Raw genomic sequence first — 26,126 nt, 5'->3', positions numbered from 1 at the left:
CCCGTCACTTTGTATCTGTCACGGCACAATGGCAGGCCGTTCGGAGCTATCGTCGAGCCGTCAGCAAGGACACGTCAGCCTCTCTTTGTGACGCCAGAATTGAAGCAATTCGTTCCCCCGCCCGCCCGTCGCCGTAGGGAAAAGGCGATCGCTTCATTCGTGCATGCGCGAGCGGGTCGTCGAGAAGGCGGTAAGTCTCGGCGATAATCGTTTCCGCCTGCGAACCCACGAGCCGTGCCGCGCCGGATTCGATCCCTTCCGGCCGCTCGGTCGTGTTACGCAGAACCAGCACTGGCACCCCGAGCGCCGGCGCCTCTTCCTGAACGCCTCCACTATCGGTGAGAACCAGATGGGCCGTGGAAAGCAGTTTAATGAAATCGGGATATGTGGGCGCCGGAAGCAAGTTCACATGTTCGCAGCCACGAAGCATCGTGCGCAACGGCGCATGCGCGTTGGGATTTGGATGAAGGCAAATCCCCAAGGCAACGTCGCCGCGGCTCGCGATTGCGCGAATGGCCGTTGCGATCTGGGCTAAGCCGCGGCCGTGATTCTCGCGCCGGTGGCAGGTGACGAGGATGAACCGCTTGCCTAAAGTCGACGCCAACGTCGCCCGGACCCCAAGTGAGAGCCCGCTATAGCGAGGGTCGCTTCGGATTGCATGCAGGGCATCGACCGACGTGTTTCCGGTGACGTGAATGGATGCCGAGGGGATGCCTTCTGCCTCCAGCACCTTCGCCGCATGAGCAGTCGGCGCGAAGTGCAAGTCTGCGATCGCGCTGATCGATTTCCGGTTGAACTCTTCCGGCCAAGGCTGGCGATTGTCGCCGCTGCGCAGGCCGGCTTCCACATGACCAACGGGAATTTCAAGGTGATACGCGCAGATCGCTGCCACGAGAGCCGTTGTCGTGTCGCCGTGCACGAGAACGCGACATGGCCTCTCTTCTTCCATCACCTTCGTGAGGCGGGGAAGCAGTCGTGCCATGAGGTCGATCGGCGACTGATCGTCTCGCATGATCGCCAGATCGATGTCAGGCGCAAGTCCGGCACCGTGGAGCACGGAATCGAGGATTTCACGGTGTTGACCGGTGGTGCAGACGGTGACCGCCATGCGTCGACGCTGGAGCGCCCTGACGACCGGAATCAGCTTGATCGCCTCCGGGCGCGTGCCGAACACGACCAGAATACCGGCCATTTGAGGCTCCCCCTGTTGCCCGCCTTCATCAGGCCACAGGGTAGATCATTTCGCAAGCGCTTCGAAAATCATATCCCGCGATATTCACGGAACCAGCGCACGAAGCGCGGCATGCCTTCGTCAAGCGCCGTGCGTGGCGCAAAGCCGAGGTCGGTCTGGATCGCGCTGATGTCGGCATAGGTGTCTTTCACATCGCCGGGTTGCATCGGGTGCGTCTCACGGATCGCCGTGCGGCCGCATGCCGCCTCGATCAGGTCGATGAAGCGCCTAAGCTCTTCGGACCGGTTGTTGCCGATATTGTAGATGCGGTGTGGCGCGATGCTGCCGCCCGGCTTCGGCGCGCCATCGTCCGGCGGCGGGTTGTCAAGCGTCGCGATGACGCCGTCGATGATGTCGTCGATATAGGTGAAGTCGCGGCGCATGTCGCCGTTGTTGAAGACCTTGATCGGGCGGCCGGCAAGGATCGCCTCGGTGAACAGCCACGGCGCCATGTCCGGCCGGCCCCAGGGGCCATAGACAGTGAAGAAGCGCAGGCCTGTGAGCGGTATGCGGTAGAGGTGGGCGTAGGTCTCGCTCATCAGCTCGTCCGCTTTCTTGGTCGCGGCGTAGAGCGAGACCGGGCGGTCGACGCGATCCTCGACGCGGAACGGCAGGCTGTCGTTGCCGCCATAGACGGAAGACGAGGACGCATAGACCATCGGCAGCCGGCGCCCCCGGGCAAGCTCCAGCATGTTCAGATGGCCGGTCACGTTCGCATGGGCATAGGCGCGCGGGTTCTCGATCGAGTAGCGCACGCCCGGCTGGGCGCCGAGATGCGCGATGCGATCGAATGCCTGACCGGCCAGCGCTCGTTCCAGCGCTTCGTAATCGGCGAAGTCGACGCGCAGCAGCGTGAAGGCGTCGCCATGTCGCCGCTGCAGGTCGGCGACGCGATCCTCCTTCAGCTGCGGGAGGTAATAGGGCACGAAATTGTCGATGCCGATCACGCGCTCGCCGGCCGACAGCAGCCGATCGGCAAGGTGGTAGCCGATGAATCCGGCAGCGCCGGTGACGAGCGTCGTCATTCCCCCTCCCTGTGCGTGGCTCGGCCTAGCCGGTCGCGGATCGCGAGGCCGAGACGTTCGGCCGGGATCGGCGCCACGGCAATGCCCACCGCCTCGGATGCATCCGCCTGGTGGAGCAGGTCGAACAGGCGCGCCGCCGCCTCCAGCAGGTCACCTGAGCGGCTCAGCGACGCGTCGCCCGCTACGGGACCGAATCCGATCAGATACTCGCCTGGCCGAGCGTCAATGGCGTCCAGCCGCAGCGGCTTGGCCGGCGCGTAGTGGCGGGCGAGCATGCCTGGCGCCTGAACCTTGCCGCCGGGCTCGAATGCCAGGCCGAGGTCGATCGGGCCGAGACGGAGCAGGCGGAGCTGCTCGCCATCGGCCGCAAGGATCGTCGACTCCAGCCCGACCTGGGTCGGACCGGCGTCAAGGACTAGGGGAATCCGGCCGCCGAGGCTTTTCAGCACATGATCCGCGCGGGTAGGGCTGATCGAGCCGCTGGCGTTCGCCGAAGGCGCGGCGAGCGGGCGGCCGGTTGCTCGGAGCAGGGCCTGCATCGCGGGATGGCGCGGCACGCGGATCGCAACGGTGGCGAGCCCGGCGGTGACGATCGAGGCGAGGTGGGCACTCTCACGCTTGGGAAGCACCAGAGTCAGCGGCCCTGGCCAATATTGCTTCGCCAGAGCGCGGGCCTGCTCAGAGAACACCGCCAGTTTCTCGGCCGCGTCCAGATCCGGCACGTGCACGATCAGCGGATTGAAGCTCGGCCTGCCCTTCGCGGCATAGATGCGGGCGACCGCCTCGGCATTGGTCGCGTCGGCGGCGAGGCCGTAGACGGTCTCCGTCGGCACCGCGACCGGCTGGCCGGCCAGGATCAGGCGGGCCGCCTCGTCGATCGCCGCATCCGAAACGGGCAGCACGCGTGTGTTTGAGGCGTCCACGCCCCCGCGCTATAGCGGCCGGCGCCGTTTCTCAAGGAGCCCCATGACCTACACGCCTCCCGTCACCGAGCAGCGCTTCGTGCTCGATCATGTGGTCCGCATCGGCGAGCTTGTCGACGACTCCGACCTGGTCGACGCGATCGTCGAAGGCGCCGGGGCGTTCGCGGCCGGCGAATATGCGCCGCTGAACCGCGTCGGCGACGAGGTCGGCGCGCGCTGGAAAGACGGCGATGTGGTGATGCCGGAAGGGTTCAGGGCCGCTTACCAGGCGTTCGTCGAAGGCGGCTGGGGCAGCATCAGCGCTCCCGAGGCGTTCGGGGGGCAGGGCTTGCCTCATGCACTCGCGACCGTGGTGATGGAGGACCTCGGCACGGCGAACATGGGATTTTCGCTGATCAACATGCTGACGCCGGGTGCGATCGAGGCGCTGGTGTCGCACGGCGCGCCCGAGCTGCAGACTGCTTATCTGCCGAAGCTGGTCACCGGCGAATGGAACGGAACGATGAACCTGACCGAGCCTCAGGCGGGATCGGACGTCGGCGCGCTCCGCACCATCGCCACGCCCGCCGCCGACGGAAGTTGGCGGATCAAGGGAACGAAGATCTTCATCACCTTCGGCGAGCATGACCTGACCGACAACATCGTCCATCTGGTGCTCGCGCGCACGCCCGACGCGCCGGCGGGCACCAAGGGCATTTCGCTGTTCCTGGTTCCCAAATACCGGCTCAAGCCTGACGGAACGCCCGGCGCGTTCAACGACGTGCGCTGCGTCTCGATCGAGCACAAGCTCGGCATCCACGCCTCCCCGACCTGCACCCTGTCGTTCGGCGATCATGACGACTGCCATGGCTGGCTGATCGGCGAGGAAATGGGCGGGATGCGCGCGATGTTCACGATGATGAACAATGCGCGGCTGAACGTCGGCCTGCAGGGCGTGCAGATCGCCGAGCGCGCGAGCCAGGCCTCGCTCGCCTATGCGCAAGAGCGGGTGCAGCTGGGCAAGCCGATCGTCGAGCATCCCGACGTGCGCCGGATGCTGATGCGGATGCGGGCGCTGACCCAGGGAGCACGCGCGCTGATCTATTACGCGGCAGGGCAGGCGGATCGTGCGCGTGGGGGCGACGAGACCGCCAAGGCCCGGCTGGACCTGCTGACCCCGCTCGCCAAGGCCTGGGGCACGGATATCGGCTGCGAGGTCGCGTCGCTGGGCGTGCAGGTGCATGGCGGCATGGGCTTCGTCGAGGAGACCGGCGCCGCGCAGCATTATCGCGATATCCGCATCGCGCCGATCTACGAAGGCACCAACGGCATCCAGGCCGCCGACCTCGTCAACCGCAAGCTGCCGATGCAGGGCGGCGAGGTGCTGGCGTCGTTGCTCGCCGATATTCGTGCCGAAGCCGGCGACGAGCCGGCGCTGATGGACCTGGTCGGCCGGATCGAGGCGATCGCCCGCTGGATGCTCGGCAACGAGGCCAGTGCCGAGGATCGGCTCGCCGGCAGCTATCCGCTGACGACGATGCTGGCGGTGGCTGTCGGCGGCTGGCTGCTGGCGCGGCAGGCGCGGGTTGCGACGGGTGGTACGCCCTTCGAGGCGATGAAGCGCGCCGTGGCACGGTTCTTCCTCGACCGCATCGTGCCGGAGGCGGCGGGGCTGGAGGCTTCAGCGCGTGAGGGCGCGGCCGGACTCTATGGGGTGAACGCCGAGGTGCTCGCCGCTTAGGTCGAAAGATACCAGCGGTCGCTGCCCTCGAGGCCAAGCGCAGTCAGGCGGCCGCTGGCGAACGCGCCGGTATCGATGCCGATGCGGTTCGGGCGCTCCTCGACCTGATCGGTAATCGTGTGGCCGTGGACCACCACCGCGCCGTGATCGCCACGGAAATCGAGGAACTCGGAGCGAATCCAGCGTAGGTCGCCGCCGGACTGCTCGTCGAGCGGCACCCGCGGGCGGACGCCGGCATGGACGAACAGATAATCCCCGATCGCGATCCGATCCTCGAACGCCCTAAGGAACGCGACATGCTCGGCCGGCACTCTCCGGACCAGTTCCGGCAGCAGCTCGGCATAATCGAGCCGGTCATATTCGGCTTCGTCGAAGCCATAGCTGAGGATGGTCGCGCGCCCGCCGATCTTCACGAAGAAGCGCAACGCCTCGAGGCTGCCGTTCAGGGCTTTCAGGAAGACTTCTTCGTGGTTGCCCATCAGGAACCGGGCGGGGCGACCGCTCTGCCGGATCTCCAGGGCGCGCTGGACCACCCCGGCCGAGTTCGGCCCGCGATCGACCAGGTCGCCCAGGAATATCAGCTGCGTGCTGCCGTCGCCGCGGGTCCGGTTGTCCGCCTCGATCCGGAACAGCAGCTGGTCGAGCAGGTCGAGCCGTCCGTGAATGTCGCCGATCGCATAGAGTCGCGTGCCCGCAGGCACCTGGGCGGCAGGCGGTGCGGATTCGATCGCGCGGCGGAAAAGCTTGAGCACCATGGATTTCGGCTGTGTTGGAGAGTGCGCGATATAGAACTTCCGACGCCGAACGCCAGATGATCAGTCGAGCGCCGGGCCGGGATAGGCGAGCAACGCGGTGGATCGAGGATCGACGCCAATGTCGACGCGGCCGGCCAGAGACCAGCATTGGCCGGCGTGGAAGCGATCGCCGGCGACGCGGCCGCCTCCGGTCACGGGGACGAGCCAGCCTGCCTTGTCCCGCAGATCGATCGTGCGATCCCCGGACTCGAGCCGTTCCACGGTGAATTTCGGTCCGGCGGCGAGCAGCCCCGCGCGTGCCGGCGGCCGCGCCGGCCGGAACGGATCGAGCGAAGAGACGGCGATCCCCTTGTCGAGGTGAAGCTCGCGCGGGCGTCCATAGTCGTAGAGCCGATAGGTGAGATCGAGATTCTGCTGGATCTCGATCACGGTCAGCCCGGCCCCGATCGCGTGAACCGTACCCGCCGGGGAGTAGATGAAGTCGCCGGCCCTGACAGGCCGCCAGTCGAGCAGGTCGACGATGCTGCCGTCGAGCGCGGCGGAACGGAGCCGGTCGGCCGACAGGGGCGCCTTCGGCCCAAGCGCGATTGTCGAACCCGGCTCGGCTGCGAGCACCAGCCACGCCTCGTCCTTGCCGCGCGCATGGCCGCGCGCGCGCGCGGCTTCGTCGTCCGGATGGACCTGCACCGACAGCTTCTCGCTGGTGAACAGATATTTGATCAGCAGCTCGGGATCCTCGCCGGCGGGCGACGGGAACCAGATTTCGCCGATCGGCTCATCGCCGGGGGCGGGATCGTCGAAGCCGGGCCAGAGCGAATGACGGCCCCATGGCTTGGCGACACGTTTGGTGGGAAGCAGGGTGGCGGTCATGCCGCGCCCTTAGCGGGCTCAGGCGCGCTCGAACAGTTCGGCGGGGTCGATGCGCAGCCGCTCGATGACCTGGCGGATGCGCGGCCATTCCTCGTCGAGGAATGCGCGGCGCTCGCGGTCCAGCAGGCGCTTGTTCGCGCCGCTTGCCACGAACATGCCGACACCGCGCTTCACGATGATCAGCCCTTCCTCCTGGAACAGCTGATAGGCCTTGGCGACGGTCAGCGGATTGGCCCCCTGCTCGGCGGCGAAGGCGCGCACCGACGGCAGCATGTCGCCTTCCCCATAGCGGCCGTCCAGGATCGCTTCGGCGATCCGGTCGCGGAGCTGGAGATAGACGGGGCGTTCGGCGGCAGCCATGCTGGATTAGTGCCCTAACACAGCCGTGCAGGTCAAGGCCAATGACGAACGATTTCGTCGTAAACGGGCCGGGGGCGCTCCTTCAGCTCCTCGCCGGGCGAGCCGACGAACACGAATCCGGCGATCCGATCGTTCGCGCCGCCGCCGAGCGCCTTCAGCACATGCGGGTCATAGGCGGCCCAGCCGGTCAGCCAGCCGGCGACAAAGCCGTGCGCGGTCGCCGCCGCGACCAGGTTCATGCACAGCGCGCCCGATGAGAGCTGTTGTTCCCAGAGCGGTATCTTGCTGGCTTCGACCGGGCTCGAGATGACGGCCACCAGCGCCGGGGCCTGCCTGGCGAATTGATCGATCGCCGACACGTCGTCGGCCTCGGGCGCGCCGCGCTGCGCGCGAAACCCATTCTGCAGCAGCACGGCCAGCGAGTCGCGGTCGTCAACGACCACGATGCGCCAGGGCGCCAATTTGCCGTGATCGGGCACCCGCATCGCGGCGGTGAGAATGGCGCGGAGCTGGTCGGGATCGGGGCCGGGCGCCACCATGTCGCGCGGCTTGCCCGAGCGGCGGCTGGCGAGAAACGAAGCGGGCGAGGAAAGGTCGTTGAACATGCAGCGCATCTGGGCGGCTGGCGGGCGGCGATCAAGCCGCTAAGGAAGGCGGATGCTGTTTGCGTTGATGCTGGCCGCGGCGGCCCCGTCGGTCGATGCCGCTTCCTTGAAGGTCCTTGCCGCAGCCGACGCGCGCCTGGTCGCGATCGGGCGCAGGCTGGCGAAAGGCGGGGCAGGGCTGTGCGCGGGCAATGTCAGCAATCCCGGCTGGACGATCGAGGATGCGGAGCAATTCGCGCCCGACCTGCGGCGTAGCGTGCGGAATGGCCTCGGGCTGGGCGACCTGCCGACGGTCGTGGCCGTGGAAGCCGGGAGCGCGGCGGCGCGCGGCGGTGTCCGCATTGGCGACGAGCTGCTGGCCGTCGGCGGGCAAGCGCTTCCCGATCCTTCGAGCCGCGCCTCGCGCGATCGCCAGGCGATGGTCGAGGGGATATTGGCCGGCGGTGCGACGTCCGTCACCGTCCAGCGCGGCGGCCGGTCCGTCATGCTGCGGATCGTGCCGGAGCCGGGCTGCGCGAGCGAGTTCCTGATCGGCCGTGGCCGCGGCCTGCGCGCGGCGAGCAGCGACGGCGCGCGCGTCACCGTATCGGCCGAAATCGTGGACTTTGCTGCAAGCGACGACGAACTGGCGCTCATTCTCGCGCACGAGCTGGCGCACAACATCCTCGGCCACAACAAGGGCCACCGGCCGCAGCGGATCGCCGGCGACGATCGCAGTGGCGGGCGAACCCGCGACCGCGAGCGCGAGGCGGACCGTTGGGCGCTCTATCTGATGGCGCGCGCGGGATACGACATTCGCATTGCCCCCGCATTCTGGCGCCGCTGGGGCCCCCGGACCGGTTTCGGCATCCTCAGCGACGGATCGCACCCGGATTGGCGCGACCGCGCCGCGCGCGCCGAGGTGGAGATCGCGCGCATCAGGACGCAGCAGGCGTCGGGCCAAGCCCCACTTCCGTAACAACTGGTACTTCACAGCGCCGATTTCGGCGCTAGGGTCGCGCACCAATCGGGCCGCACAAGCGGCCCTCATGCCTTGGGAAGAGGATCCGCATGGTCAACGTCAACGCGGACGAGACGTTCGAGCCGCAAACGCCGCATGTGAGCCGGTCGGACGGGGGAACCTGGTTCGAGCATCCACGCCAGCTGAAGCGCCTGTTCACCACCGAGATGTGGGAACGCTTCGGCTATTACGGCATGCGGGCGATCCTGACGCTGTACCTGGTCAACCACTTCCTGTTCAGTGACCAGACGTCGACCGGCATCTATGGCGGCTTCACCGCGCTGGTTTACCTGACCCCGCTGGTCGGCGGGCTGATCGCGGACCAGTATCTGGGCTCCAAACGGTCGGTGAAATTCGGCGCGATCATGATGGCGCTTGGCTATTTCACCCTGTGCTTCGGCGGCCAGGCGGCGAAGCCGTTCGCGACGATCGACGGCCAGCGCTACGAAGTCAGCGTCGAGGGGGAGCGCGGTGCCGAGCAGCGCTTCGTGACGATCGGCGCCGACAAGCTTCTCATCAAGGGCAATGAGGATAAGTCGGTCTCGCTGATGGCGACGGATGGCGCCGAAGCGCGCCGGATCGCGCCCGACAAGTTCGCATCTGGCGGCGAGCGCTCGTCCTTCTTCGTCTTCGTGCTGCTGCTCGGCCTGTCGCTGGTCACGGTCGGCAACGGCTTCTTCAAGCCCAACATCTCGACCATCGTCGGCACGCTCTACGACGAGGGCGACCGCAGGCGCGACGCCGGCTTCACGATCTTCTACATGGGGATCAACCTCGGCTCGCTGATCTCGCAATTCTTCTGCCCGCTGCTGGCGGTGTCGGTCGGCTGGTGGGCGGGCTTCGGCCTTGCCGCGCTCGGCATGACCTGCTCATGGGCGTTGTTCCAGTTCGATGGCGGCCGACTCGACGGCTATGGCGAGCGGCCCGCCAACGCGCCGGCCAGCAAGGACTGGATCATCTATATCTGCGCGATGCTGGCGGTGCCGCTGGCGATCTTCCTGTTCTGGAACCTCATGAACTATGTCGCGCCGCCGGCCGGCTCGGGCATCGTCGGCTACGTCTCGTCGCTGCCGATCATGGGCAAATTCCTGTTCGGCACGTTCCTGATCAGTGTGCCCGCGATCCTGATCTGGTCGTTCGTCGCGGGCAGCCGCACCGAGTTCCAGATGATGGTCGCGGCGATGGTGCTGATCGTCTTCAACGTCGTGTTCTGGACGCTGTTCGAGCAGGCCGGATCGTCGCTGACGCTGTTCGCGGAGCGGAACACGGTGCTGGAGATCGGCTGGACCGCGCCGTTGTTCGCCGCGTTCCGGGCGAACCCGGTCACCTATTACCTGTTCTTCGCCGTGATCATCGGCGGCATCGCATGGCTTGCCTTCTGGTTCTTCGCATGGGGCGAGGAAGCGGCCACGCGCCGCAAGATGGCGATCGCGACCGCAACCATCGCCGTGATCGCGTTTGTCGGCATGCACTTCGCCCGGCTCGGCGGCTTCGGAAGCGAGCCGGTCTATGTGATGCCGGCCGGGCAGACGCAGATCTTCAACGCGCTGTTCATCGTCATCCTCGCGCCGTTGATGAGCGTGCTGTGGAATGTGCTGGCGAAGCGCGGGCTCGAGCCGCCGATCCCGATCAAGTTCGGCCTGGCGCTGATGGGCGTCGGCGCGGGCTTCCTGTTCCTGGTCTGGGGCGCAAGCTTTGCCGGCCCGAACTATCAGGTCGGCCTTGCCTGGCTCGCCGGGCTCTACCTGATCCATTCGATCGCGGAGCTCTGCATCTCGCCGGTCGGTCTCAGCATGATCACCAAGCTGTCGATCGCGCGCATCGTCGGCATGATGATGGGCGTGTGGTTCCTGTCGATCTCGGTCGCGCAGTATGTCGCGGGCGCGGTCGCGCAGGTCGCCTCGGTCGAGACGGTCGGCGGACAGGTGACGAACCTGAAGGTGAGCCTGGAGACCTATCTGGGCGTGTTCACCACCATCGGCTGGGTCGCGGTCGGGATCGGCGCCGTCCTGCTGGTTCTCGCCTTCCCGCTCAAATATCTGATGCACGGAGTAAAATAGGATGCGGTTTATGCTTTTGGCGAGCGCGGCCCTCGCGCTCGCCGGGTGTGCGACGGCGGGGGCGAAACCGCAGACGGCGTCAGCTCAGAAGGAAAAGCCTGTCCCCTATTCGCGGGACCCGTATCCTTCGACCTACCATGCCTATCCGGGCGTGCCGACCCTGGTCACCAACGTCACCATTTACGATGGAGAGGGTGGCCGCATCGATCGCGGGCAGGTGCTGTTCGCCGACGGCAAGATCGTCGCGGTCGGGCAGAGCGTCGAAGCGCCCGCGGGCGTGGCGACGATCGACGGCACCGGCAAATGGGTGACGCCGGGCGTGATCGACGTCCACAGCCATTTGGGCGACTATCCGTCGCCATCGGTGCAGGCGCATTCGGACGGCAACGAAGCGACCGGCCCGGTCCGGCCCGAAGTCTGGGCCGAGCACAGCGTCTGGCCGCAGGACCCCGGCTTCGGCCGCGCGCTCGCCAATGGCGGCGTGACGACGCTCCAGATCCTGCCGGGCTCCGCCAACCTGTTCGGCGGCCGCTCGGTCGTGCTGAAGAACGTCGCCGCGCGCACGGTGCAGGCGATGAAATTCCCCGGCGCGCCCTATGGCCTGAAGATGGCGTGCGGCGAGAATCCGAAGCGCGTCTATGGCTCGCGCAACCAGATGCCGGCAACGCGGATGGGCAACATCGCCGTCGATCGCCAGACCTGGGCCAAGGCGCAGGAATATACGCGCAAATGGGACAAATATGAGCGTGACGGCGGGGAGCCGCCCGCGCGCGACATCGCGATGGACACGCTTCGCGGCGTGCTCGCCGGTGACATCCTGGTCCAGAACCACTGCTACCGCGCCGACGAGATGGCGATCGTCATGGATATGGCCAAGGAGTTCGGCTACAAGGTCACCGCGTTCCACCACGCGGTCGAGGCCTACAAGATCGCCGACCTGCTGAAGGCGAACGGCGTCTGCGCGGCGGTCTGGGCCGACTGGTGGGGCTTCAAGATGGAAGCCTATGACGCGATCAACGAGAACATGCCCCTGCTGCAGAATGCGGGCGTGTGCACGATCACCCATTCCGATGACGCGAACGGCATCCAGCGCCTGAACCAGGAAGCAGCCAAGGCGCTTGCCGCCGGCCGCCGGATGGGGATCAACATTCCCGACGAGGTCGCGTGGGAATGGCTCAGCATCAATCCGGCAAAGGCGCTGCACATCGACGACAGGACCGGCAGCCTGAAGCCCGGCAAGATGGCCGATGTGGTGCTGTGGAACGGCAATCCGTTCAGCGTCTACACCCGGCCCGAAAAGGTCTGGATCGATGGTGCTCTGATGTACGACGCGCTCGATCCGAGCCGCCGCCCCGTTACCGATTTCGAGCTCGGCCAGCCGGGCGAGGGAGATGTGAAGTGAAGGCCCTGTTGCTGTTGGGCGCTGCCCTGCTTGCCGCGCCGGTAGCGGCCGAAACCGTCGCCATCACCGGCGGCACGGTCGCGATCGGCGACGGCTCCGCGCCGATTGAGGGCGGCACCGTCGTGATCCGCGACGGGCGCATCGTCGCCGCGGGGCAGGGCGTCGCCGTGCCCGCGGGCGCGAAGGTGATCGATGCGACCGGCAAGTGGGTCGCGCCGGGCTTCGTCGCCGGCTTCACGCGCGTGGGGCTGGTCGAGGTCGATGCGGTCGATCCGACCAACGATACGGTCGCGCGGCGCTCGCCCTATTCGGCGGCGATCGACGTGGTGCCGGGGATCAACCCGCGCGTCTCCGCGATCGCCGTCAGCCGGCTGGGCGGCGTCACGCGCGCGATCGTGTCGCCGTCGACGGCGAACATGATCTTCGCGGGCCAGGGCGCGGTCATCGATACCGGCGCCGACCCGGATGCGGTGACGGTGCCGCGCGCCTTCCAGTTCGTGGAGCTGGGCGAAGACGGCGCGCAGGAGGCCGGTGGCAGCCGTCCCGCCGCCTATTTGCAGTTCCGCCAGTCGCTGGAGGCGGCGCAGCGCTGTGCCCGCAACCCCGCCGCCTATGACGGCGACAGCAAGGACGCGCTGCTCACCCGCGCCGACGCGGCCGCGCTGGTCCCGGTCGTGACGGGCAAGATGCCGCTGCTGGTTCATGTCGAAAGCGCCAACGACATCCGCAACGTGCTGAAGCTGAAGCAGGAATATCCGGCGCTGAAGCTTGTGATCGTCGGTGCGGCCGAAGGCTGGACCGTCGCCCGCGAGATCGCGGCGGCGGGCGTGCCGGTCATCGCGAACGCGCTGACCGACCTGCCGGCGGCGTTCGAGCAGCTTGCGGCAACGCAGTCGAACGTCGGCCGGATGAAGGCGGCGGGCGTGCGGGTGTCGATCGGGATGAACAATGACGACGACGCGCGGCAGGCGCGGCTAGCGCCGCAATATGCGGGCAACCTCGTCGCCCTGACGAAGATCCCCGGCGCCGCGGGCCTCAGCTGGGGCGACGCGCTGGCGGCGATCACGTCCGGCCCGGCCGATGCGCTGGGCCTGGGCGGCCAGATCGGCTCGCTGCGCGCCGGCCGCCGCGCCGACGTCGTCCTCTGGGACGGCGATCCGCTGGAGCTGTCGAGCCATGCCGACCGGGTGTGGATCGACGGTGTCGAGCAGCCGATGGTTGACCGTCAGACCAAGCTACGCGACCGCTACGCCCGGCCGGAGGAAGGCGCGCTGCCCAAGGCGTACGAAAGATAGACTCGTCATCCCGGCCTTGAGTCGGGGCCCACCTTCTTCTTTCCCGCAAAACAAGTAAGGTGGGCCGCCGATCAAATCCGGGGTGACGAATGAGTCCACTCACGTAGGTCATCATCGCCACCGCGGCGTTCGTAGGGACGCACCTGCTGATGTCGCACCCGTTGCGCGCGCCGCTGGTCGCGCGATTGGGTGAGCGGGGCTTTCTCGGGCTCTACACGCTGGTGAGCTTCGCGACGCTCGGTTGGGTCGTCTGGGCGATGCTCCGCGTCGGGCCGGAACCGTTCCTGTGGACAGCTCCGCTCTGGGCGTGGTGGCTCGCCGGCGCGGTGATGCTGGTCGCGAGCATCCTGCTGGTCGGCTCACTGATCGGAAATCCGGCGCTGCCTGGCATGCCCGCTGCGGCGGGAGAGCCGCGCGGCGTGTTCGCGGTCACGCGTCACCCCATGATGTGGGGCTTCGCGCTCTGGGCATTCGCGCACGCGCTGGTGTGGCCGCAGCCATCGGTGCTCGTGCTGACCGCGGGCGTCGCCCTGCTCGCGCTCGCCGGTGCGGCGGGGCAGGACGCGAAAAAGTCGAAGCTCCAGCCCGATTTCTGGCCGGTTTGGCGCGGGAAGACGGCATTCGTTCCGTTCACCGGCCCGGCGCCGTCGCGGGCCTGGTGGCCCGGCTGGAGCGTGATGCTCGGCGGCCTCGCGCTTTGGCTGCTCGCGACCTGGCTGCACCCGATGCTCGGCGCGCCGGCGGTGGGGGTGTGGGGTTAGAAATCCTCCCCTCGCAAGGCGAGGGAAGGATCTACAACCGCACCATCCGCATGCCTTGTTCGCGATAGCGGAGGCCCTGCACGGCATCCGCCGGAATCGCGGCTTCGAGTTCGTCCAGCTCTGAAGCGGACAGCTCCACGTCCGCCGCCTTCACCGAATCCTCCAGCGTCGCGCGGCGCTTGACGCCGGGGATCGGCACGATGTGCGCGTCCTGCGCCAGCAGCCAGGCGAGCGCGATCTGGGCAAGGCTGACGCCCTTGCGCTCGGCGACCGCGCGGATCGCATCGACGATCTTCAGGTTCGCGCCGAAATTCTCTTCCGAATAGCGCGGGTCATTCTGACGCCAATCGTCTGCCGGCAGGTCCGCGCGGCTTTTGATCTGGCCGGTCAGGAAACCCCGTCCGAGCGGGGAGTAGGGGACGAAGCCGATGCCGAGCTCGCGGCAGGTCGGCAGCATGTCGTCCTCCACGCCGCGCTCCCACAGCGAATATTCGCTTTGCAGGGCAGTGATCGGGTGGACGGCGTGCGCGCGGCGGATCGTCTGCGCGCCGGCTTCGGACAGGCCGAGGTGCCGGACCTTCCCTTCCTTCACCAGCGCCGCCATCGTGCCGACCGTCTCCTCGATCGGCACGTTCGGGTCGACCCGGTGCTGGTAATAAAGGTCGATCGTGTCGATCCCCAGCCGCTTCAGCGATCCTTCGCAGGCGCGGCGGATGTTGGCGGGCGAGCTGTCGACACCGGTGATCCGGTCCCCTTCGAAACGGAAACCGAACTTGGTCGCGATGACCAGCCCGTCGCGTTTGCCCCGGATCGCTTCGCCGACCAGTTCCTCGTTCTGGAACGGCCCGTAGATTTCGGCGGTGTCGAAGAAGGTGACGCCGAGCTCGATCGCGCGGTGGATGGTCGCCACGCCTTCGCCTGCATCGCCGCCGCCGCCGTAATTGATGTTGCCGCCGCTCACCATCGGCATGCAGCCGATCCCGATCGCAGAGACTTCCAGCCCTTGCCCCAGAGTCCGATATTTCACCGCCGCCTCCTTCGCGCTAGGGAGTCGGGCATGAACTTATTGGACGTGGAATGACACGGAAATATTTCGGAACGGACGGCATTCGCGGCCGGGTGAACGCGCCGGCCATGACGGCGGAAATGGCGATGAAGGTCGGCATGGCCGCCGGCGCGCATTTCGTTCGCGGCGCGCACATCCACCGCGTCGTAATCGGCAAGGATACGCGGCTGTCCGGCTATATGCTGGAGCCGGCGCTGGTCGCGGGCTTCACCAGCGTCGGTATGGACGTGGTGCTGGTCGGCCCGATGCCGACGCCTGCCGTGGCGATGCTCGCGCAATCGATGCGGGCGGACCTGGGGGTGATGATCTCCGCCAGCCACAACCCCTTCGCGGACAACGGCATCAAGCTGTTCGGGCCCGACGGCTACAAGCTGTCGGACGAGGACGAGCTGGCGATCGAGCGGCTGATCGACGCGCAGCCGGTGCTCGCGCCGGCCGACCGCACCGGCCGCGCGCGGCGCGTCGACGATGCGCAGGGTCGCTACATCCACGCGGTCAAGTCGAGTTTCCCCGAAGGCCTGCGGCTGGAAGGGCTGAAGATCGCGATCGATTGCGCGAACGGTGCCGCCTACAAGGTGGCGCCGGAGGCGCTGTGGGAGCTGGGCGCGGACGTGGTGCCGATCGGCGTCGATCCCAACGGCACCAACATCAATGCCGGCTGTGGCTCGACCGCGCCGCAGGTGCTGTGCGAGACGGTGGCGGCGAGCGGCGCGGACATCGGCCTGGCGCTCGACGGCGATGCCGACCGGCTGATCGTCGCCGACGAGACCGGCCGCGTGATTGACGGCGACCAGCTGATGGCGCTGATCGCGACCAGCTGGGCACGCAAGGGCCTGCTGAAGGGCGGCGGCCTGGTCGCGACGGTGATGTCGAACCTGGGGCTGGAGCGGCGGCTGGCGGCGGACGGGCTGTCGCTCGAGCGCACCAAGGTCGGCGACCGCTATGTGCTGGAGCGGATGCGGAGCGGCGGCTTCAATGTGGGCGGCGAACAGTCCGGCCACATCATTCTCTCGGACCATGCGACGACCGGCGACGGGCTGATGGCGGGCCTCCAGATCCTTGCCGAGCTGGTCCAGTCGGGCAAGCGGGCGAGCGACCTGCTGCGCGTGTTCGATCCGGTGCCGCAGTTGCTGAAGAATGTCCGATTCTCGGGCGGCAGGCCGCTGGAGGATGCGCGCGTCAAGGCGGCGATCGCCGACGCCGAGGCCGAGCTGAACGGTCACGGTCGCCTCGTCATCCGCCCGTCCGGCACGGAGCCGCTGATCCGCGTGATGGCGGAAGGCGACGACGAAGCGCAGGTGAAGGCGGTGGTCGAACGCATCTGCGCGGCCGTGGCGGAGGCGGCGTGATGCTGACCTTTCCGCCGTTCGAAGCGAACGGAGTTTTGAATGCTTGAGATGCGGCCCGATTGCGAACGCTGCGGCGCCGACCTGCCGGCCGATGCGCACGGCGCGTTCATCTGCTCGTTCGAGTGCACCTTCTGCGCCGAATGTGCCGACGAGATGGACGAGCGCTGCCCCAATTGCGGCGGCGAGCTGATGGATCGGCCGAGCCGGGTCGGCGCCGCGCTGAAGAAGCACCCGGCCAGCACCGAACGAAAGTACAAAGGCTGATGGGCGATCCCGAACCCGGTTCGCCGAGCCAGTGGGACGAGCAGCTGACGCCCCGGATCCTGATCGTCGCCGGGTCCGACAGCGGCGGCGGCGCAGGCATCCAGGCGGACATCAAGACGGTGACGATGCTGGGCGGCCACGCGATGACCGCGATCACCGCCGTCACGGCCCAGAACACGCTGGGCGTGCAGGCGATCCACCCGATCCCGACCGAGATGGTGGTGGCGCAGATCGACAGCGTCGTCAGCGACATCGGCGTCGATGCGGTCAAGATCGGCATGATCGGCTCGGCCGCAACGGCCGAGGCTGTCGCGGAGGCGCTCTCCGGGCTGGACGTGCCGATCGTGTTCGATCCCGTGATGATCGCGACCAGCGGATCGGAGCTGGCGGATGCCGCCACCATCGCCGCATTCGAGAAGCTGATGCGGATCGCGTCGGTCGTGACGCCCAACCTGCCGGAGCTGGACGCGCTGGGCGGCGAGGAAGCCGTGCTCGCTCATGGCTGTCATCTGCTGATGAAGGGCGGCCATGCCGAAGGCTATTCCATCACCGATCGCGTGCTGGCGCCGAACGGGCGCGAGATCACGCGGCTGGAGGGCAAGCGCTTCGACACCGACGATACCCATGGCACCGGCTGCACGCTGGCGAGCGCGCTCGCGACCGGCCTGGGCGCCGGCTTGTCGATCGAGGAAGCCTTCCAGCAGGCGGTCCGCTTCGTCCGCATCGCGATCCTCGCCGCGCCGGGTCTGGGCGCGGGGCACGGGCCCATCGGCCATACCCTGGGACATAATCCCTACGAGCAGCTGGAGGGTTGAATTCCTGTGGACAACCGTCACGCCGGCTTGGCTGAGCTTGTCGAAGCCCTCCCCTTCTTCTCCGGCAGGTTTTAGAACGCCGACAAATGGCCCGCCCCTCTCGCAAACTAGAACTCGCCCATCCCGGTCCCGTGGTCGGCGTGGACGAAGCGGGGCGGGGGCCGCTCGCCGGGCCGGTGGTCGCCGCGGCGGTGATCCTGCCGGAAAAGGGCGTGCCGCGCGGGATCGACGATTCCAAGAAGCTGACCGCCGCCGCGCGCGCCGAGCTGCATGCGAAGCTGACGCGGGTCGCGCTGGTCGGCGTCGGCGTCGCGACCGTCGAGGAAATCGACCGGATCAACATCTTCTGGGCGACGATGCTGGCGATGACGCGGGCGGTCGAGGCGCTGGGGATCGCGCCCGGCATGGTGCTGATCGACGGCAATGCGAAGCCGCGATGGCAGCATCCGTGCGTCACGATCGTGGGCGGCGACGCGCTGTGCCTGTCGATCGCTGCCGCCTCGGTCGTTGCCAAGCATCATCGCGACCAGTTGATGATCGAGGCCGATGCCGCGCATCCGGGTTACGGCTGGGCCTCGAACAAGGGCTATGGCTGCCCCACGCATCGCGAGGCGCTGAACCGGCTGGGCCCGACGCCGCTGCACCGCCGGAGCTTCGCGCCGGTCGCCCAAGCTTTGCTTCCCTTGTGAGTCTTTCGGGCCACACCACAACGGGTTGAGTCCCCGGCCCGCGGCCGGACTCAAGGGGTTGTGGCAAGCCGACGCGTTCGCGTGCCGTTCTGATTGTGGCAGCGAAATGAAGTGCTTGACCGCGGAGTCCCCGATGACTCACTCTGCCTGTGGATAACCGAGCAGGGGGCGTTCACCGGATGGGGGTTCTGACGAAGATCGAGCGGCGCGCCGCGACCAGAGGGGTTGCGCTTCCGCTCGACCGGATCCTGATGGACGACTGCATCGAGGCGATGCGTTCGCTGCCCGATGCTTCGGTCGACATGATCTTCGCCGATCCACCCTATAACCTCCAGCTGGGCGGCGATCTGTTCCGTCCGGAAGGCGGCCGCGTCGACGCGGTCGATAACGAATGGGATAAATTCGACACCTTCGCCGCCTATGACGAGTTCACCCGCGCCTGGCTGGCCGAAGCACGCCGGGTGCTGAAGGACAGCGGCTCGATCTGGGTGATCGGCAGCTATCACAATATCTTCCGGGTCGGTGCTGCGATCCAGGATCAGGGATACTGGATCCTGAACGACATCGTCTGGCGCAAGTCCAACCCGATGCCGAACTTCAAGGGCACGCGCTTCACCAATGCGCATGAGACGCTGATCTGGGCGGCAAAGAGCGAAAGCGCCCGCTACACCTTCAACTATCGCGCGATGAAGACGCTCAACGACGAGCTGCAGATGCGGTCCGACTGGCTGATCCCGATCTGCTCGGGGGCCGAGCGGCTGAAGCGTGGCGGCGTCAAGGCGCACCCGACCCAGAAGCCCGAGGCTTTGCTGTACCGCGTGCTGCTCGCCTGCACCAACCCGGGCGATGTGGTGCTCGACCCGTTCTTCGGCACCGGGACCACCGGCGCGGTCGCCACGCGCCTTGGGCGGCACTGGATCGGGATCGAGCGCGAGCCCTCCTATTGCGACGTGGCGCGCGAGCGGATCGCGGCGGCGCTGCCGCTCGACGAATCGGCGCTCAGGACGATGCAGTCGCCGGCTGCGGCGCCCAGGGTCGCGTTCGGCGTGCTCGTCGAAACCGGCATGCTGCCGCCGGGGGCAGTGCTGACGGATGCGAAGCGCCGCTGGCAGGCGACGGTGCGGGCGGACGGATCGCTGGAGGCGGGCGGCACGAGCGGGTCGATCCACAAATTGGGCGCGACGCTCCAGGGCGCGCCGAGCTGCAACGGCTGGACCTTCTGGCACTATGAAGACGCGGGCGCGCTGAAGCCGATCGATGCGCTCAGGCAGACCTATCTGCTGGCGAACGAGGTTTGAGAGGTCGTTAGAGCACCGTGTGGCACGATTTTACTTAAAACCCGCCGCGTTCCTGGGCACGCCGATCGGCTTTGACGGGCAGGTCGCGCGCCTTGCGGGCGGGTTGCTCTGGCATTCCGCCTATGAGCTGATCGAAACGGACGGGCAGCGTCGCGCCTCGAAGCGCCTGGTGCCGGTGGCCGAAGCGGCCGCACTCCCCGACGAGGTTCAGCCCATTCTGCAGCGCTTGACAGCGACGCGTCCGACGCTGGAGCTCGGCGCCCGCACGATCCGCTTCGACCAGCCGCAGGTCGCGGCGATCCTGAACGTCACGCCGGACAGTTTCTCGGACGCGGGCGCGCATCTGGCCGATCCGGACGCCGCCGCCGAAGCAGGCGTGCGCTCGGCGGGCGAAGGGGCGGCGCTGGTCGATATCGGCGGCGAATCGACGCGGCCGGGCGCCGAACCCGTTTGGGAAGGCGATGAGGTGAAGCGCGTCGTGCCGGTCATCGAACGGCTGGCCCGGGCCGGGGTCGCGGTCTCGATCGACACGCGCAAGGCGGAGGTGATGGAGGCCGCACTGGCGGCGGGCGCGGGGATCGTCAACGACGTCTCGGCGCTGCTGTATGATGATCGCGCGCTGGATCTGGTGGTCCGGGCCTCCTGCCCGGTGATACTGATGCACGCCGGCGATCCGCGCGATCTCCACAGACATACGCTCGGGCCCGATCCGTTGCTGGAGGTCTATGACTGGCTCGAGGCGCGCGTCGCTGCCGTCGAGGCGGCGGGCGTGCCGCGCGCGAAGATCATCGTCGATCCCGGCATCGGCTTCGGCAAGTCGCTGGCCGACAATCTGGCGCTGCTGAACGGTCTGGCGCTGTTCCAGGGGCTTGGCTGCGCGCTGATGCTGGGTGCCAGCCGCAAGCGCATGATCGGCGCGCTCTCGAAGGAGGCCCCGGCCGACCGGCGCCTCGGCGGCTCGGTCGCGCTGGCGCTCAACGGCGCGATGCTTGGCGCGCAAATTCTTCGGGTTCACGACGTGCCGGAGACGGTGCAGGCACTCCATGTATGGCGGGGTCTGCGCGACCAGGCTTTGACAGGTCGCTAGGCTTTTCGTCGCGCAGGAACGCGATCCAGCGGCACAGCATGCCGGCGATCGAGGTCAGCGCGCCCAGGATCAGCAATATCGTCAGCGTCGGATCGTCCTTGGCGCCCTTCCAGGCGACGATCGCGAGCAGGATCACGCTGACGGTGGAAATCACATAGCCGGACGTCTTGAACATGCATCTGGAACGCAGCCGTCACGTTGCCGTTCCGGGCGGCGCCTACGCCGCCACGTCGCCGATGCCGAGTTCGCCAAGCTTGCGATACAGGGTGGAGCGGCCGATGCCGAGGCGGCGGGCGACCTCCGTCATGCGGCCGCGATAATGGCCGATCGCGAGGCGGATCACGTCGGCCTCGATCTCTTCGAGGTTGCGGATATGGCCGTCGGCCTCGAACAGCGTCACGCCGGCACCGGCGTGCGACATCAGCGGCGTCAGCTCGTCGCAGCTCTGCAGCGCGATCTGCGGGAAGTCGGCCGAGGTCAGCGCCTCGCCGTCGCACAGCACAGCCGCGCGGAACAGCGCGTTCTGCAGCTGCCGCACATTGCCCGGCCAGGGGAAGGACATCAGCAGCGACAGCGCCTCGTCGGTGATGCCGAGGCCGCGCATCCCGGGCTGCGCCGCAATCCGCGCGAGCAGGTGGCGGGCCAGCGCGGGGATGTCGCGCGGCCGGTCGCGCAGCGGCGGGATCGTCACCTGGACGACGTTCAGCCGGTAATAAAGGTCCTCGCGGAAATTGCCGGCCGCCACTTCGTCGACCAATCGCTTGTTGGTCGCGGCGATGACGCGCACGTCCACATCGCGGGTGACGCGCGCGCCGATCGGCTGGATTTCGCCGGACTGAAGCACGCGGAGCAGCTTCACCTGGGCGTCGAGCGGCAGCTCGCCGACCTCGTCGAGGAAGATCGTGCCGCCGTCCGCTTCCTGGAAGCGGCCGATCCTGCGCTCGAAGGCGCCGGTGAAGGCGCCGCGCTCGTGCCCGAACAGCTCCGATTCGACCAGATTCTCCGGGATCGCACCGCAATTGACCGCGACCCACGTCTTTTTGCCGCGCGGGGACGCGGCATGGATCGCTTCGGCGACGACTTCCTTGCCGACGCCGCTTTCGCCGTCGATCAATACCGGCACGCGCGCGCGTGCCGCCTTGGCGGCGATCGCCAGCGCGGCGCGGAATTGCGGGGCGGCACCGACGATCTCGCCAAAGCCCAGGGGCGCCTTTATCTTTTCGGCGAGCGGCCGAAGCTCGCCGACATTGGCGCGGCTGGAGGCGGCAGCATCGAGCGCGCCCAGCAGCCGGTCCGGGGCGATCGGCTTGATCAGATAGTCGGACGCACCTGCGCGCATAGCCCCGACCGCGATCTCGATCGAGCCATGCGCCGTCAGAAGCAGGACGGGAAGGGCGGGCCGGCGCGCGTGCATGGATTCGATCAGCGCGATCGTCTCGTCGCCGGGGCCATATTGGTCGATCAGCACCGCATCGAGCAGCAGCCCCTGCTCGGTCGCCAACGTGTCGAGCGCCGCATCGCCGCTGTCGGCGAACACGGTGCGCCAGCCCGCACGGGCGGCGATGGCGGCGACAAGGCGCCGCTGGGCCGGTTCGTCGTCGACCAGCATCAGGACCTTGGCGTTCGCCTTGGCCATTCGTCACTCTCCCGTTCCCTGGGCCACGGCGTTTAGGCCAAAGGCCGTAAAGGGCGTGTTAAGCGCGTCACACTTGGCTCTTGAGGCCGGGGGAAGTCGCCGATAGATACGGCGCGGGGCATCAACGGATTGCAGGATTCCATGGCCAGCGACGGCGATTTGAAGGCACACGAGCGCACCTATTCGGGTTTCACGACCCTGCTGAAATGGGCGACGATCGCCGCTTTCCTGACCGGCCTGATCGTCATCTTCGTCATTTCGAACTGACCCGGAATGAAGATCGCCGTCCTTAAGGAGCTAGCGGACGGCGAGCGGCGCGTTTCCGCCACGCCGGAGACGGTCAGGAAATATATCGGCCTGGGCGCGACGGTCGCGGTGGAAGCCGGGGCGGGCGTCAGCGCGTCGGTCTCCGACGCCGATTATCAGGCCGCGGGCGCGACTACCGGCCCGCGCGCGGACGTGCTTCGCGATGCCGACATCATCCTGGGCGTGCAGGGCCCGCCGCCGCAGAGTCTCTCCGGCGCGAAGCAGGGCGCCTGGCTCGTCGCCGGTCTGAACCCGTTCGGCGAACGCGCCCGCGTCGACGCCTATGCGGCACGGGGCCTCGAAGCGTTAGCGATGGAGTTCATGCCGCGCATCACCCGCGCCCAATCCATGGATATCCTGTCTTCGCAGTCGAACCTGTCCGGCTATAAGGCGGTGCTGGACGCCGCCGCCGAATATGGCCGCGCCTTCCCGATGATGATGACTGCGGCCGGGACCATCTCGGCCGCGAAGCTGTTCGTGATGGGGGTCGGCGTCGCCGGCCTGCAGGCGATCGCGACCGCCAGGCGGCTGGGCGCGCAGGTCTCCGCGACCGACGTGCGCAGCGCGACCAAGGAACAGATCCTGTCGCTGGGCGCCAAGCCGATCTTCGTCGAGAACGTCGCGGGCATCGAAGGCGAGGGCTCGGGCGGCTACGCGACCGAAATGTCGGAGGAATACCAGATGGCGCAGGCCGAATTGGTCTCCGGCCACATCGCCAGGCAGGACATTGTCATCACCACAGCGCTGATCCCCGGCCGCCCCGCGCCACGGCTGATCACCGACGCGCAGGTCGCGACGATGAAGCCCGGCAGCGTCATCGTCGACCTCGCGGTGGAACAGGGCGGCAATGTCGAAGGCGCGGTCGCCGGCGAAGTGGTCGAGCGCCACGGCGTCAAGATCGTCGGCCACCGCAACGTGCCGTCGCGCCTTGCAGCTGACGCCTCAGCACTGTTCGCCCGCAACCTGTTCAATTTCCTCAGCGGCTTCTGGGACAAGGAAGGCGGCCTGCCCCAAGTCGACGACGAAATCGGCGACGCGATCCGCCTGACAAAGGGCGGGCAGGTGGTGAACGCAAGGCTGTTGGGGTGAACTGGCTCGGCACCTTCGGCATTGTGGTGTTGAGTTATATGGGCGCGGATGGCTCTGCAGCCCAGAATCCATCCAATCGCGAGGTTAGATCGCAAGTCGCGGCTGTCAGCTTTGATTTTATGGCAGCATCTGCCCGCAACCCTTGCGATACCAACAGCATAGAGGCGCGTCGCTTCCGTAGCAAGAACTCGGTGCGCTGGGAAAGGATCAGAGCAGCGTTGCAGGAACAATATGGCGACGACATGGCACAGGATTTAGGCGTCGTGATTCCAGAGGCTTGCTTGGACCAACGCGCGACAACCTTGTCAGAGCGGCGCAAAATCTATGAGGCTGATATCCAAGCGCTCGAGAAGACTTTGGGCATCGCGGGGAAGCGTCCATGACCTTCATCTCTTTCCGCTCGATCTTCGTGCTCGCGGCGGCCGTCCGCGAGCGGCTCAGAACTTGAGGCTGTCCTACATCGCATTTCTTCGGCAGAGTGCGGCGTGGGGTGACGATCGATCCTGCGGGCGAGGCGCTCGTTCGGGGGAAGCGGCAAGGGCTCATGGCCACTGCGAACATTCGGAACATTCGGGGCTGGACTGATGGACTTCATATCGATCCTGTCGATCTTCGTGCTGGCTGTGTTCGTCGGCTATTACGTCGTCTGGTCGGTGACGCCGGCGTTGCACACGCCGTTGATGGCGGTCACGAACGCGATTTCGTCGGTCATCATCGTCGGCGCGCTGATCGCGGCGGCGGCGACGCTGGGCGGATCGGTCGCGAAATGGCTGGGGCTGGTCGCGGTCGCGCTGGCGAGCGTCAACATCTTCGGCGGCTTCGCCGTCACGGCGCGGATGCTCGCCATGTACAAGAAGAAGGACCGGTGATGGACCGCTCCGTCATTGCGAGCGGAGCGAAGCAATCAAGCGCGGCGCGCGGGGCGGTGGATTGCCTCGTCGCTCCGCTCCTCGCAATGACGAGCCTGGGGGAACGTTAACGCATGCATGAGGTCGTACCGGTCAATCCCTGGGTCGCGCTTGCCTATCTGATCGCGGGCGTCTGCTTCATCCTTGCGCTGCGGGGCTTGTCGAGCCCGGCTTCGTCGCGGCGCGGCAACCGGTTCGGCATGGCCGGCATGGCGATTGCCGTGGTGACGACGCTGATCGTTCACGGCCTCGGCTTCGACCTGACGTTCACCGAGCCGCGCGCGTTGACCTCGACGCTTGAATTCGACCCGGCAAGCCTGATCGAAATCCTTATCGCCATTGCCATCGGAGCGGGGATCGGCCTCGTCGTCGCGCGCCGGATCGCGATGACCGCGATGCCCCAATTGGTCGCGGCCTTCCACTCGCTGGTCGGCCTCGCGGCGGTGCTCGTGGCGGCGGCGGCGTTCCTGAATCCGCAGGCGTTTCACATCGCGAGCGTCATCACCCCGATCGCGGGGCCGAACATCGTCAGCATCTTCCCAGTCAGCCGGATCGAAATGGGGCTGGGCGTTGCGATCGGCGCGATCACCTTCTCGGGCTCGGTGATCGCGTTCCTGAAGCTGAACGGCAACATGTCCGGCGCGCCGATCCTGCTGCCCGGCCGCCACATCATCAATCTCGGCACTCTGGCGGCGATCATCGGCTTGATCGCCTATTTCACCACCGACCAGTCGGGCTGGGTGTTCTGGACCGTCACCGCACTCAGCTTCCTGATCGGTTTCCTGCTGATCATCCCGATCGGCGGCGCGGACATGCCGGTCGTGGTGTCGATGCTGAACAGCTATTCGGGCTGGGCGGCGGCGGCGATGGGCTTCACGCTCGGCAACACCGCCATGATCATCACCGGCGCGCTGGTCGGCAGCTCGGGCGCGATCCTCAGCTACATCATGTGCCGGGCGATGAACCGCAGCTTCATCAGCGTGATCGCCGGCGGCTTCGGCGCCGTCGCGGACACGAGCGGCGGCGGTCAGGCGATTGACCGGCCGTGGAAGCGCGGCTCCGCCGAGGACGCCGCCTTCCTGATGGAGCAGGCCGAGCTGGTCATCATCGTCCCCGGCTACGGCATGGCGGTGGCGCAGGCGCAGCACGCGCTCCGTGAGATGGCCGACCAGCTGAAAGAGAAGGGCGTGACCGTCAAATACGCGATCCATCCGGTCGCAGGGCGCATGCCGGGGCACATGAACGTGCTGCTGGCCGAAGCGAACGTGCCTTATGACGAAGTCTTCGAGCTGGAGGACATCAACTCCGAGTTCGCGCAGGCCGACGTCGCGTTCGTGATCGGAGCGAACGACGTCACCAACCCTGCCGCGAAGACCGACAAGAGCTCGCCGATCTACGGAATGCCGGTGCTGGACGTCGAGAAGGCCAAGACCGTGCTGTTCGTGAAGCGCTCGATGGGCGGCGTCGGCTATGCCGGCGTCGATAATGAGCTGTTCTATCGCGACAACACGATGATGCTGCTCGCGGACGCCAAGAAGATGGTCGAGGAAATCGTCAAGGCGCTCGACTGATCGCTGCGTCTCCGGATCGAGCGGGTGAGCGTCGAAAGGTG

26 protein-coding genes are annotated in these 26,126 nt (G+C 67.2%); 17 read left to right on the top strand and 9 right to left on the bottom strand.

Going from position 1 to position 26,126, the window contains the following annotated elements; translation table 11 throughout:
- Positions 1–46: 46 nt before the first annotated feature.
- The 3 genes from wecB to GON01_RS08555 all read right to left on the bottom strand — a co-directional run bounded on the left by wecB (position 47) and on the right by GON01_RS08555 (position 3,179).
- Complete coding sequence (gene wecB, locus GON01_RS08565) at positions 47–1,192, bottom strand: non-hydrolyzing UDP-N-acetylglucosamine 2-epimerase (protein WP_157026958.1); 1,146 nt, start codon at positions 1,190–1,192, stop codon at positions 47–49.
- Positions 1,193–1,260: 68 nt separating this feature from the next.
- Positions 1,261–2,256, bottom strand: coding sequence for a GDP-mannose 4,6-dehydratase (locus GON01_RS08560; RefSeq protein ID WP_157026957.1), 996 nt, complete (start codon positions 2,254–2,256; stop codon positions 1,261–1,263).
- Positions 2,253–3,179 (bottom strand): L-threonylcarbamoyladenylate synthase, encoded by a 927-nt coding sequence (locus tag GON01_RS08555; RefSeq protein ID WP_181600080.1) that lies wholly within the window; start codon positions 3,177–3,179, stop codon positions 2,253–2,255. Before GON01_RS08555 ends, GON01_RS08560 begins: the two co-directional genes overlap by 4 nt.
- Positions 3,180–3,222: 43 nt before the next feature.
- Between GON01_RS08555 and GON01_RS08550 the strand changes: the two genes are divergently transcribed.
- On the top strand, positions 3,223–4,899 hold the full coding sequence (locus GON01_RS08550; RefSeq protein WP_157026956.1) for an acyl-CoA dehydrogenase: 1,677 nt from the start codon (positions 3,223–3,225) through the stop codon (positions 4,897–4,899).
- Here the strand turns inward: GON01_RS08550 and GON01_RS08545 are convergent.
- The 4 genes from GON01_RS08545 to GON01_RS08530 are packed head-to-tail and all read right to left on the bottom strand — an operon-like array spanning position 4,896 to position 7,489.
- Complete coding sequence (locus GON01_RS08545) at positions 4,896–5,654, bottom strand: metallophosphoesterase family protein (RefSeq protein WP_157026955.1); 759 nt, start codon at positions 5,652–5,654, stop codon at positions 4,896–4,898. The two genes, GON01_RS08550 and GON01_RS08545, sit on opposite strands and share 4 nt — an antisense overlap.
- Positions 5,655–5,714: 60 nt before the next feature.
- Entirely contained in the window at positions 5,715–6,524 is an 810-nt protein-coding gene (locus GON01_RS08540; protein ID WP_157026954.1) for a class I mannose-6-phosphate isomerase, read from the bottom strand.
- Between the two features lie 18 nt (positions 6,525–6,542).
- The gene (locus tag GON01_RS08535) at positions 6,543–6,884 is read right to left on the bottom strand and encodes a GntR family transcriptional regulator (RefSeq protein WP_157026953.1); all 342 of its coding nucleotides are present in this window, start codon (positions 6,882–6,884) and stop codon (positions 6,543–6,545) included.
- Between the two features lie 32 nt (positions 6,885–6,916).
- On the bottom strand, positions 6,917–7,489 hold the full coding sequence (locus GON01_RS08530) for a nitroreductase family protein (protein WP_157026952.1): 573 nt from the start codon (positions 7,487–7,489) through the stop codon (positions 6,917–6,919).
- A gap of 52 nt (positions 7,490–7,541) precedes the next feature.
- Between GON01_RS08530 and GON01_RS08525 the strand changes: the two genes are divergently transcribed.
- The 5 genes from GON01_RS08525 to GON01_RS08505 all read left to right on the top strand — a co-directional run bounded on the left by GON01_RS08525 (position 7,542) and on the right by GON01_RS08505 (position 14,007).
- Positions 7,542–8,447, top strand: a complete 906-nt coding sequence (locus tag GON01_RS08525) for a M48 family metallopeptidase (protein ID WP_157026951.1) — start codon at positions 7,542–7,544, stop codon at positions 8,445–8,447.
- A gap of 92 nt (positions 8,448–8,539) precedes the next feature.
- Entirely contained in the window at positions 8,540–10,549 is a 2,010-nt protein-coding gene (locus GON01_RS08520) for a peptide MFS transporter (RefSeq protein WP_157026950.1), read from the top strand.
- Between the two features lie 10 nt (positions 10,550–10,559).
- Positions 10,560–11,951, top strand: a complete 1,392-nt coding sequence (locus GON01_RS08515; RefSeq protein WP_408640911.1) for an amidohydrolase — start codon at positions 10,560–10,562, stop codon at positions 11,949–11,951.
- On the top strand, positions 11,948–13,246 hold the full coding sequence (locus tag GON01_RS08510) for an amidohydrolase family protein (protein WP_181600079.1): 1,299 nt from the start codon (positions 11,948–11,950) through the stop codon (positions 13,244–13,246). The genes GON01_RS08515 and GON01_RS08510 overlap by 4 nt, the downstream gene beginning before the upstream one ends.
- Positions 13,247–13,356: 110 nt before the next feature.
- Positions 13,357–14,007: an NnrU family protein gene (locus tag GON01_RS08505; RefSeq protein WP_309503587.1), complete on the top strand. Its 651-nt coding sequence runs from the start codon at positions 13,357–13,359 to the stop codon at positions 14,005–14,007.
- A gap of 31 nt (positions 14,008–14,038) precedes the next feature.
- On the opposite strand, the gene GON01_RS08500 is transcribed toward GON01_RS08505, so the two are convergent.
- Complete coding sequence (locus GON01_RS08500; protein ID WP_181600078.1) at positions 14,039–15,034, bottom strand: aldo/keto reductase; 996 nt, start codon at positions 15,032–15,034, stop codon at positions 14,039–14,041.
- 50 nt (positions 15,035–15,084) lie between these two features.
- Between GON01_RS08500 and glmM the strand changes: the two genes are divergently transcribed.
- The 6 genes from glmM to folP all read left to right on the top strand — a co-directional run bounded on the left by glmM (position 15,085) and on the right by folP (position 20,575).
- Positions 15,085–16,422 carry a phosphoglucosamine mutase gene (gene glmM, locus GON01_RS08495; protein WP_157026947.1) on the top strand — a complete coding sequence of 446 codons (1,338 nt, stop codon included), beginning with the start codon at positions 15,085–15,087 and terminating at the stop codon, positions 16,420–16,422.
- Between the two features lie 39 nt (positions 16,423–16,461).
- Positions 16,462–16,686, top strand: coding sequence for a DUF1272 domain-containing protein (locus GON01_RS08490; RefSeq protein ID WP_157026946.1), 225 nt, complete (start codon positions 16,462–16,464; stop codon positions 16,684–16,686).
- Entirely contained in the window at positions 16,686–17,501 is an 816-nt protein-coding gene (gene thiD, locus GON01_RS08485) for a bifunctional hydroxymethylpyrimidine kinase/phosphomethylpyrimidine kinase (protein ID WP_181600077.1), read from the top strand. Before GON01_RS08490 ends, thiD begins: the two co-directional genes overlap by 1 nt.
- Before the next feature lie 86 nt (positions 17,502–17,587).
- A complete protein-coding gene (locus GON01_RS08480; protein ID WP_157026945.1) occupies positions 17,588–18,190 on the top strand; it encodes a ribonuclease HII in 603 nt (200 codons plus the stop codon).
- Between the two features lie 179 nt (positions 18,191–18,369).
- Positions 18,370–19,488: a site-specific DNA-methyltransferase gene (locus GON01_RS08475; RefSeq protein ID WP_157026944.1), complete on the top strand. Its 1,119-nt coding sequence runs from the start codon at positions 18,370–18,372 to the stop codon at positions 19,486–19,488.
- Between the two features lie 19 nt (positions 19,489–19,507).
- Positions 19,508–20,575: a dihydropteroate synthase gene (gene folP, locus GON01_RS08470; protein ID WP_309503537.1), complete on the top strand. Its 1,068-nt coding sequence runs from the start codon at positions 19,508–19,510 to the stop codon at positions 20,573–20,575.
- Between the two features lie 217 nt (positions 20,576–20,792).
- On the opposite strand, the gene GON01_RS08465 is transcribed toward folP, so the two are convergent.
- Positions 20,793–22,211, bottom strand: a complete 1,419-nt coding sequence (locus GON01_RS08465) for a sigma-54-dependent transcriptional regulator (RefSeq protein WP_157026942.1) — start codon at positions 22,209–22,211, stop codon at positions 20,793–20,795.
- A 141-nt stretch (positions 22,212–22,352) separates the two neighbouring features.
- Here GON01_RS08465 and GON01_RS08460 point away from each other — a divergent pair, with 141 nt between their 5' ends.
- From GON01_RS08460 to GON01_RS08440, 5 genes are all read left to right on the top strand, one after another.
- Positions 22,353–22,478 carry an aa3-type cytochrome c oxidase subunit IV gene (locus GON01_RS08460; RefSeq protein WP_157026941.1) on the top strand — a complete coding sequence of 42 codons (126 nt, stop codon included), beginning with the start codon at positions 22,353–22,355 and terminating at the stop codon, positions 22,476–22,478.
- A gap of 6 nt (positions 22,479–22,484) precedes the next feature.
- Positions 22,485–23,606: an NAD(P) transhydrogenase subunit alpha gene (locus GON01_RS08455; RefSeq protein ID WP_157026940.1), complete on the top strand. Its 1,122-nt coding sequence runs from the start codon at positions 22,485–22,487 to the stop codon at positions 23,604–23,606.
- Complete coding sequence (locus GON01_RS08450) at positions 23,603–23,989, top strand: hypothetical protein (protein WP_157026939.1); 387 nt, start codon at positions 23,603–23,605, stop codon at positions 23,987–23,989. The genes GON01_RS08455 and GON01_RS08450 overlap by 4 nt, the downstream gene beginning before the upstream one ends.
- A 201-nt stretch (positions 23,990–24,190) precedes the next feature.
- The gene (locus GON01_RS08445; RefSeq protein WP_157026938.1) at positions 24,191–24,475 is read left to right on the top strand and encodes a proton-translocating transhydrogenase family protein; all 285 of its coding nucleotides are present in this window, start codon (positions 24,191–24,193) and stop codon (positions 24,473–24,475) included.
- 113 nt (positions 24,476–24,588) lie between these two features.
- On the top strand, positions 24,589–26,085 hold the full coding sequence (locus tag GON01_RS08440; protein WP_157026937.1) for an NAD(P)(+) transhydrogenase (Re/Si-specific) subunit beta: 1,497 nt from the start codon (positions 24,589–24,591) through the stop codon (positions 26,083–26,085).
- The last annotated feature ends 41 nt before the right edge of the window (positions 26,086–26,126 follow it).

Source organism: Sphingomonas horti (genome assembly GCF_009753715.1).
GTDB classification, from domain to species: Bacteria; Pseudomonadota; Alphaproteobacteria; order Sphingomonadales; family Sphingomonadaceae; genus Sphingomonas_B; species Sphingomonas_B horti.
This window is presented reverse-complemented; position numbering and strand designations above follow the sequence as displayed.

Bases quoted from the DNA above. Each gene is read 5' to 3' on its own strand.
- wecB (WP_157026958.1), bottom strand. From the start codon at position 1,192: ATGGCCGGTATTCTGGTCGTGTTCGGCACGCGCCCGGAGGCGATCAAG.
- GON01_RS08560 (WP_157026957.1), bottom strand. From the start codon at position 2,256: ATGACGACGCTCGTCACCGGCGCTGCCGGATTCATCGGCTACCACCTT.
- GON01_RS08550 (WP_157026956.1), top strand. From the start codon at position 3,223: ATGACCTACACGCCTCCCGTCACCGAGCAGCGCTTCGTGCTCGATCAT.
- GON01_RS08545 (WP_157026955.1), bottom strand. From the start codon at position 5,654: ATGGTGCTCAAGCTTTTCCGCCGCGCGATCGAATCCGCACCGCCTGCC.
- GON01_RS08540 (WP_157026954.1), bottom strand. From the start codon at position 6,524: ATGACCGCCACCCTGCTTCCCACCAAACGTGTCGCCAAGCCATGGGGC.
- GON01_RS08535 (WP_157026953.1), bottom strand. From the start codon at position 6,884: ATGGCTGCCGCCGAACGCCCCGTCTATCTCCAGCTCCGCGACCGGATC.
- GON01_RS08530 (WP_157026952.1), bottom strand. From the start codon at position 7,489: ATGTTCAACGACCTTTCCTCGCCCGCTTCGTTTCTCGCCAGCCGCCGC.
- GON01_RS08525 (WP_157026951.1), top strand. From the start codon at position 7,542: ATGCTGTTTGCGTTGATGCTGGCCGCGGCGGCCCCGTCGGTCGATGCC.
- GON01_RS08520 (WP_157026950.1), top strand. From the start codon at position 8,540: ATGGTCAACGTCAACGCGGACGAGACGTTCGAGCCGCAAACGCCGCAT.
- GON01_RS08515 (WP_408640911.1), top strand. From the start codon at position 10,560: ATGCTTTTGGCGAGCGCGGCCCTCGCGCTCGCCGGGTGTGCGACGGCG.
- glmM (WP_157026947.1), top strand. From the start codon at position 15,085: ATGACACGGAAATATTTCGGAACGGACGGCATTCGCGGCCGGGTGAAC.
- GON01_RS08490 (WP_157026946.1), top strand. From the start codon at position 16,462: ATGCTTGAGATGCGGCCCGATTGCGAACGCTGCGGCGCCGACCTGCCG.
- thiD (WP_181600077.1), top strand. From the start codon at position 16,686: ATGGGCGATCCCGAACCCGGTTCGCCGAGCCAGTGGGACGAGCAGCTG.
- GON01_RS08480 (WP_157026945.1), top strand. From the start codon at position 17,588: ATGGCCCGCCCCTCTCGCAAACTAGAACTCGCCCATCCCGGTCCCGTG.
- GON01_RS08475 (WP_157026944.1), top strand. From the start codon at position 18,370: ATGGGGGTTCTGACGAAGATCGAGCGGCGCGCCGCGACCAGAGGGGTT.
- GON01_RS08465 (WP_157026942.1), bottom strand. From the start codon at position 22,211: ATGGCCAAGGCGAACGCCAAGGTCCTGATGCTGGTCGACGACGAACCG.
- GON01_RS08460 (WP_157026941.1), top strand. From the start codon at position 22,353: ATGGCCAGCGACGGCGATTTGAAGGCACACGAGCGCACCTATTCGGGT.
- GON01_RS08455 (WP_157026940.1), top strand. From the start codon at position 22,485: ATGAAGATCGCCGTCCTTAAGGAGCTAGCGGACGGCGAGCGGCGCGTT.
- GON01_RS08445 (WP_157026938.1), top strand. From the start codon at position 24,191: ATGGACTTCATATCGATCCTGTCGATCTTCGTGCTGGCTGTGTTCGTC.
- GON01_RS08440 (WP_157026937.1), top strand. From the start codon at position 24,589: ATGCATGAGGTCGTACCGGTCAATCCCTGGGTCGCGCTTGCCTATCTG.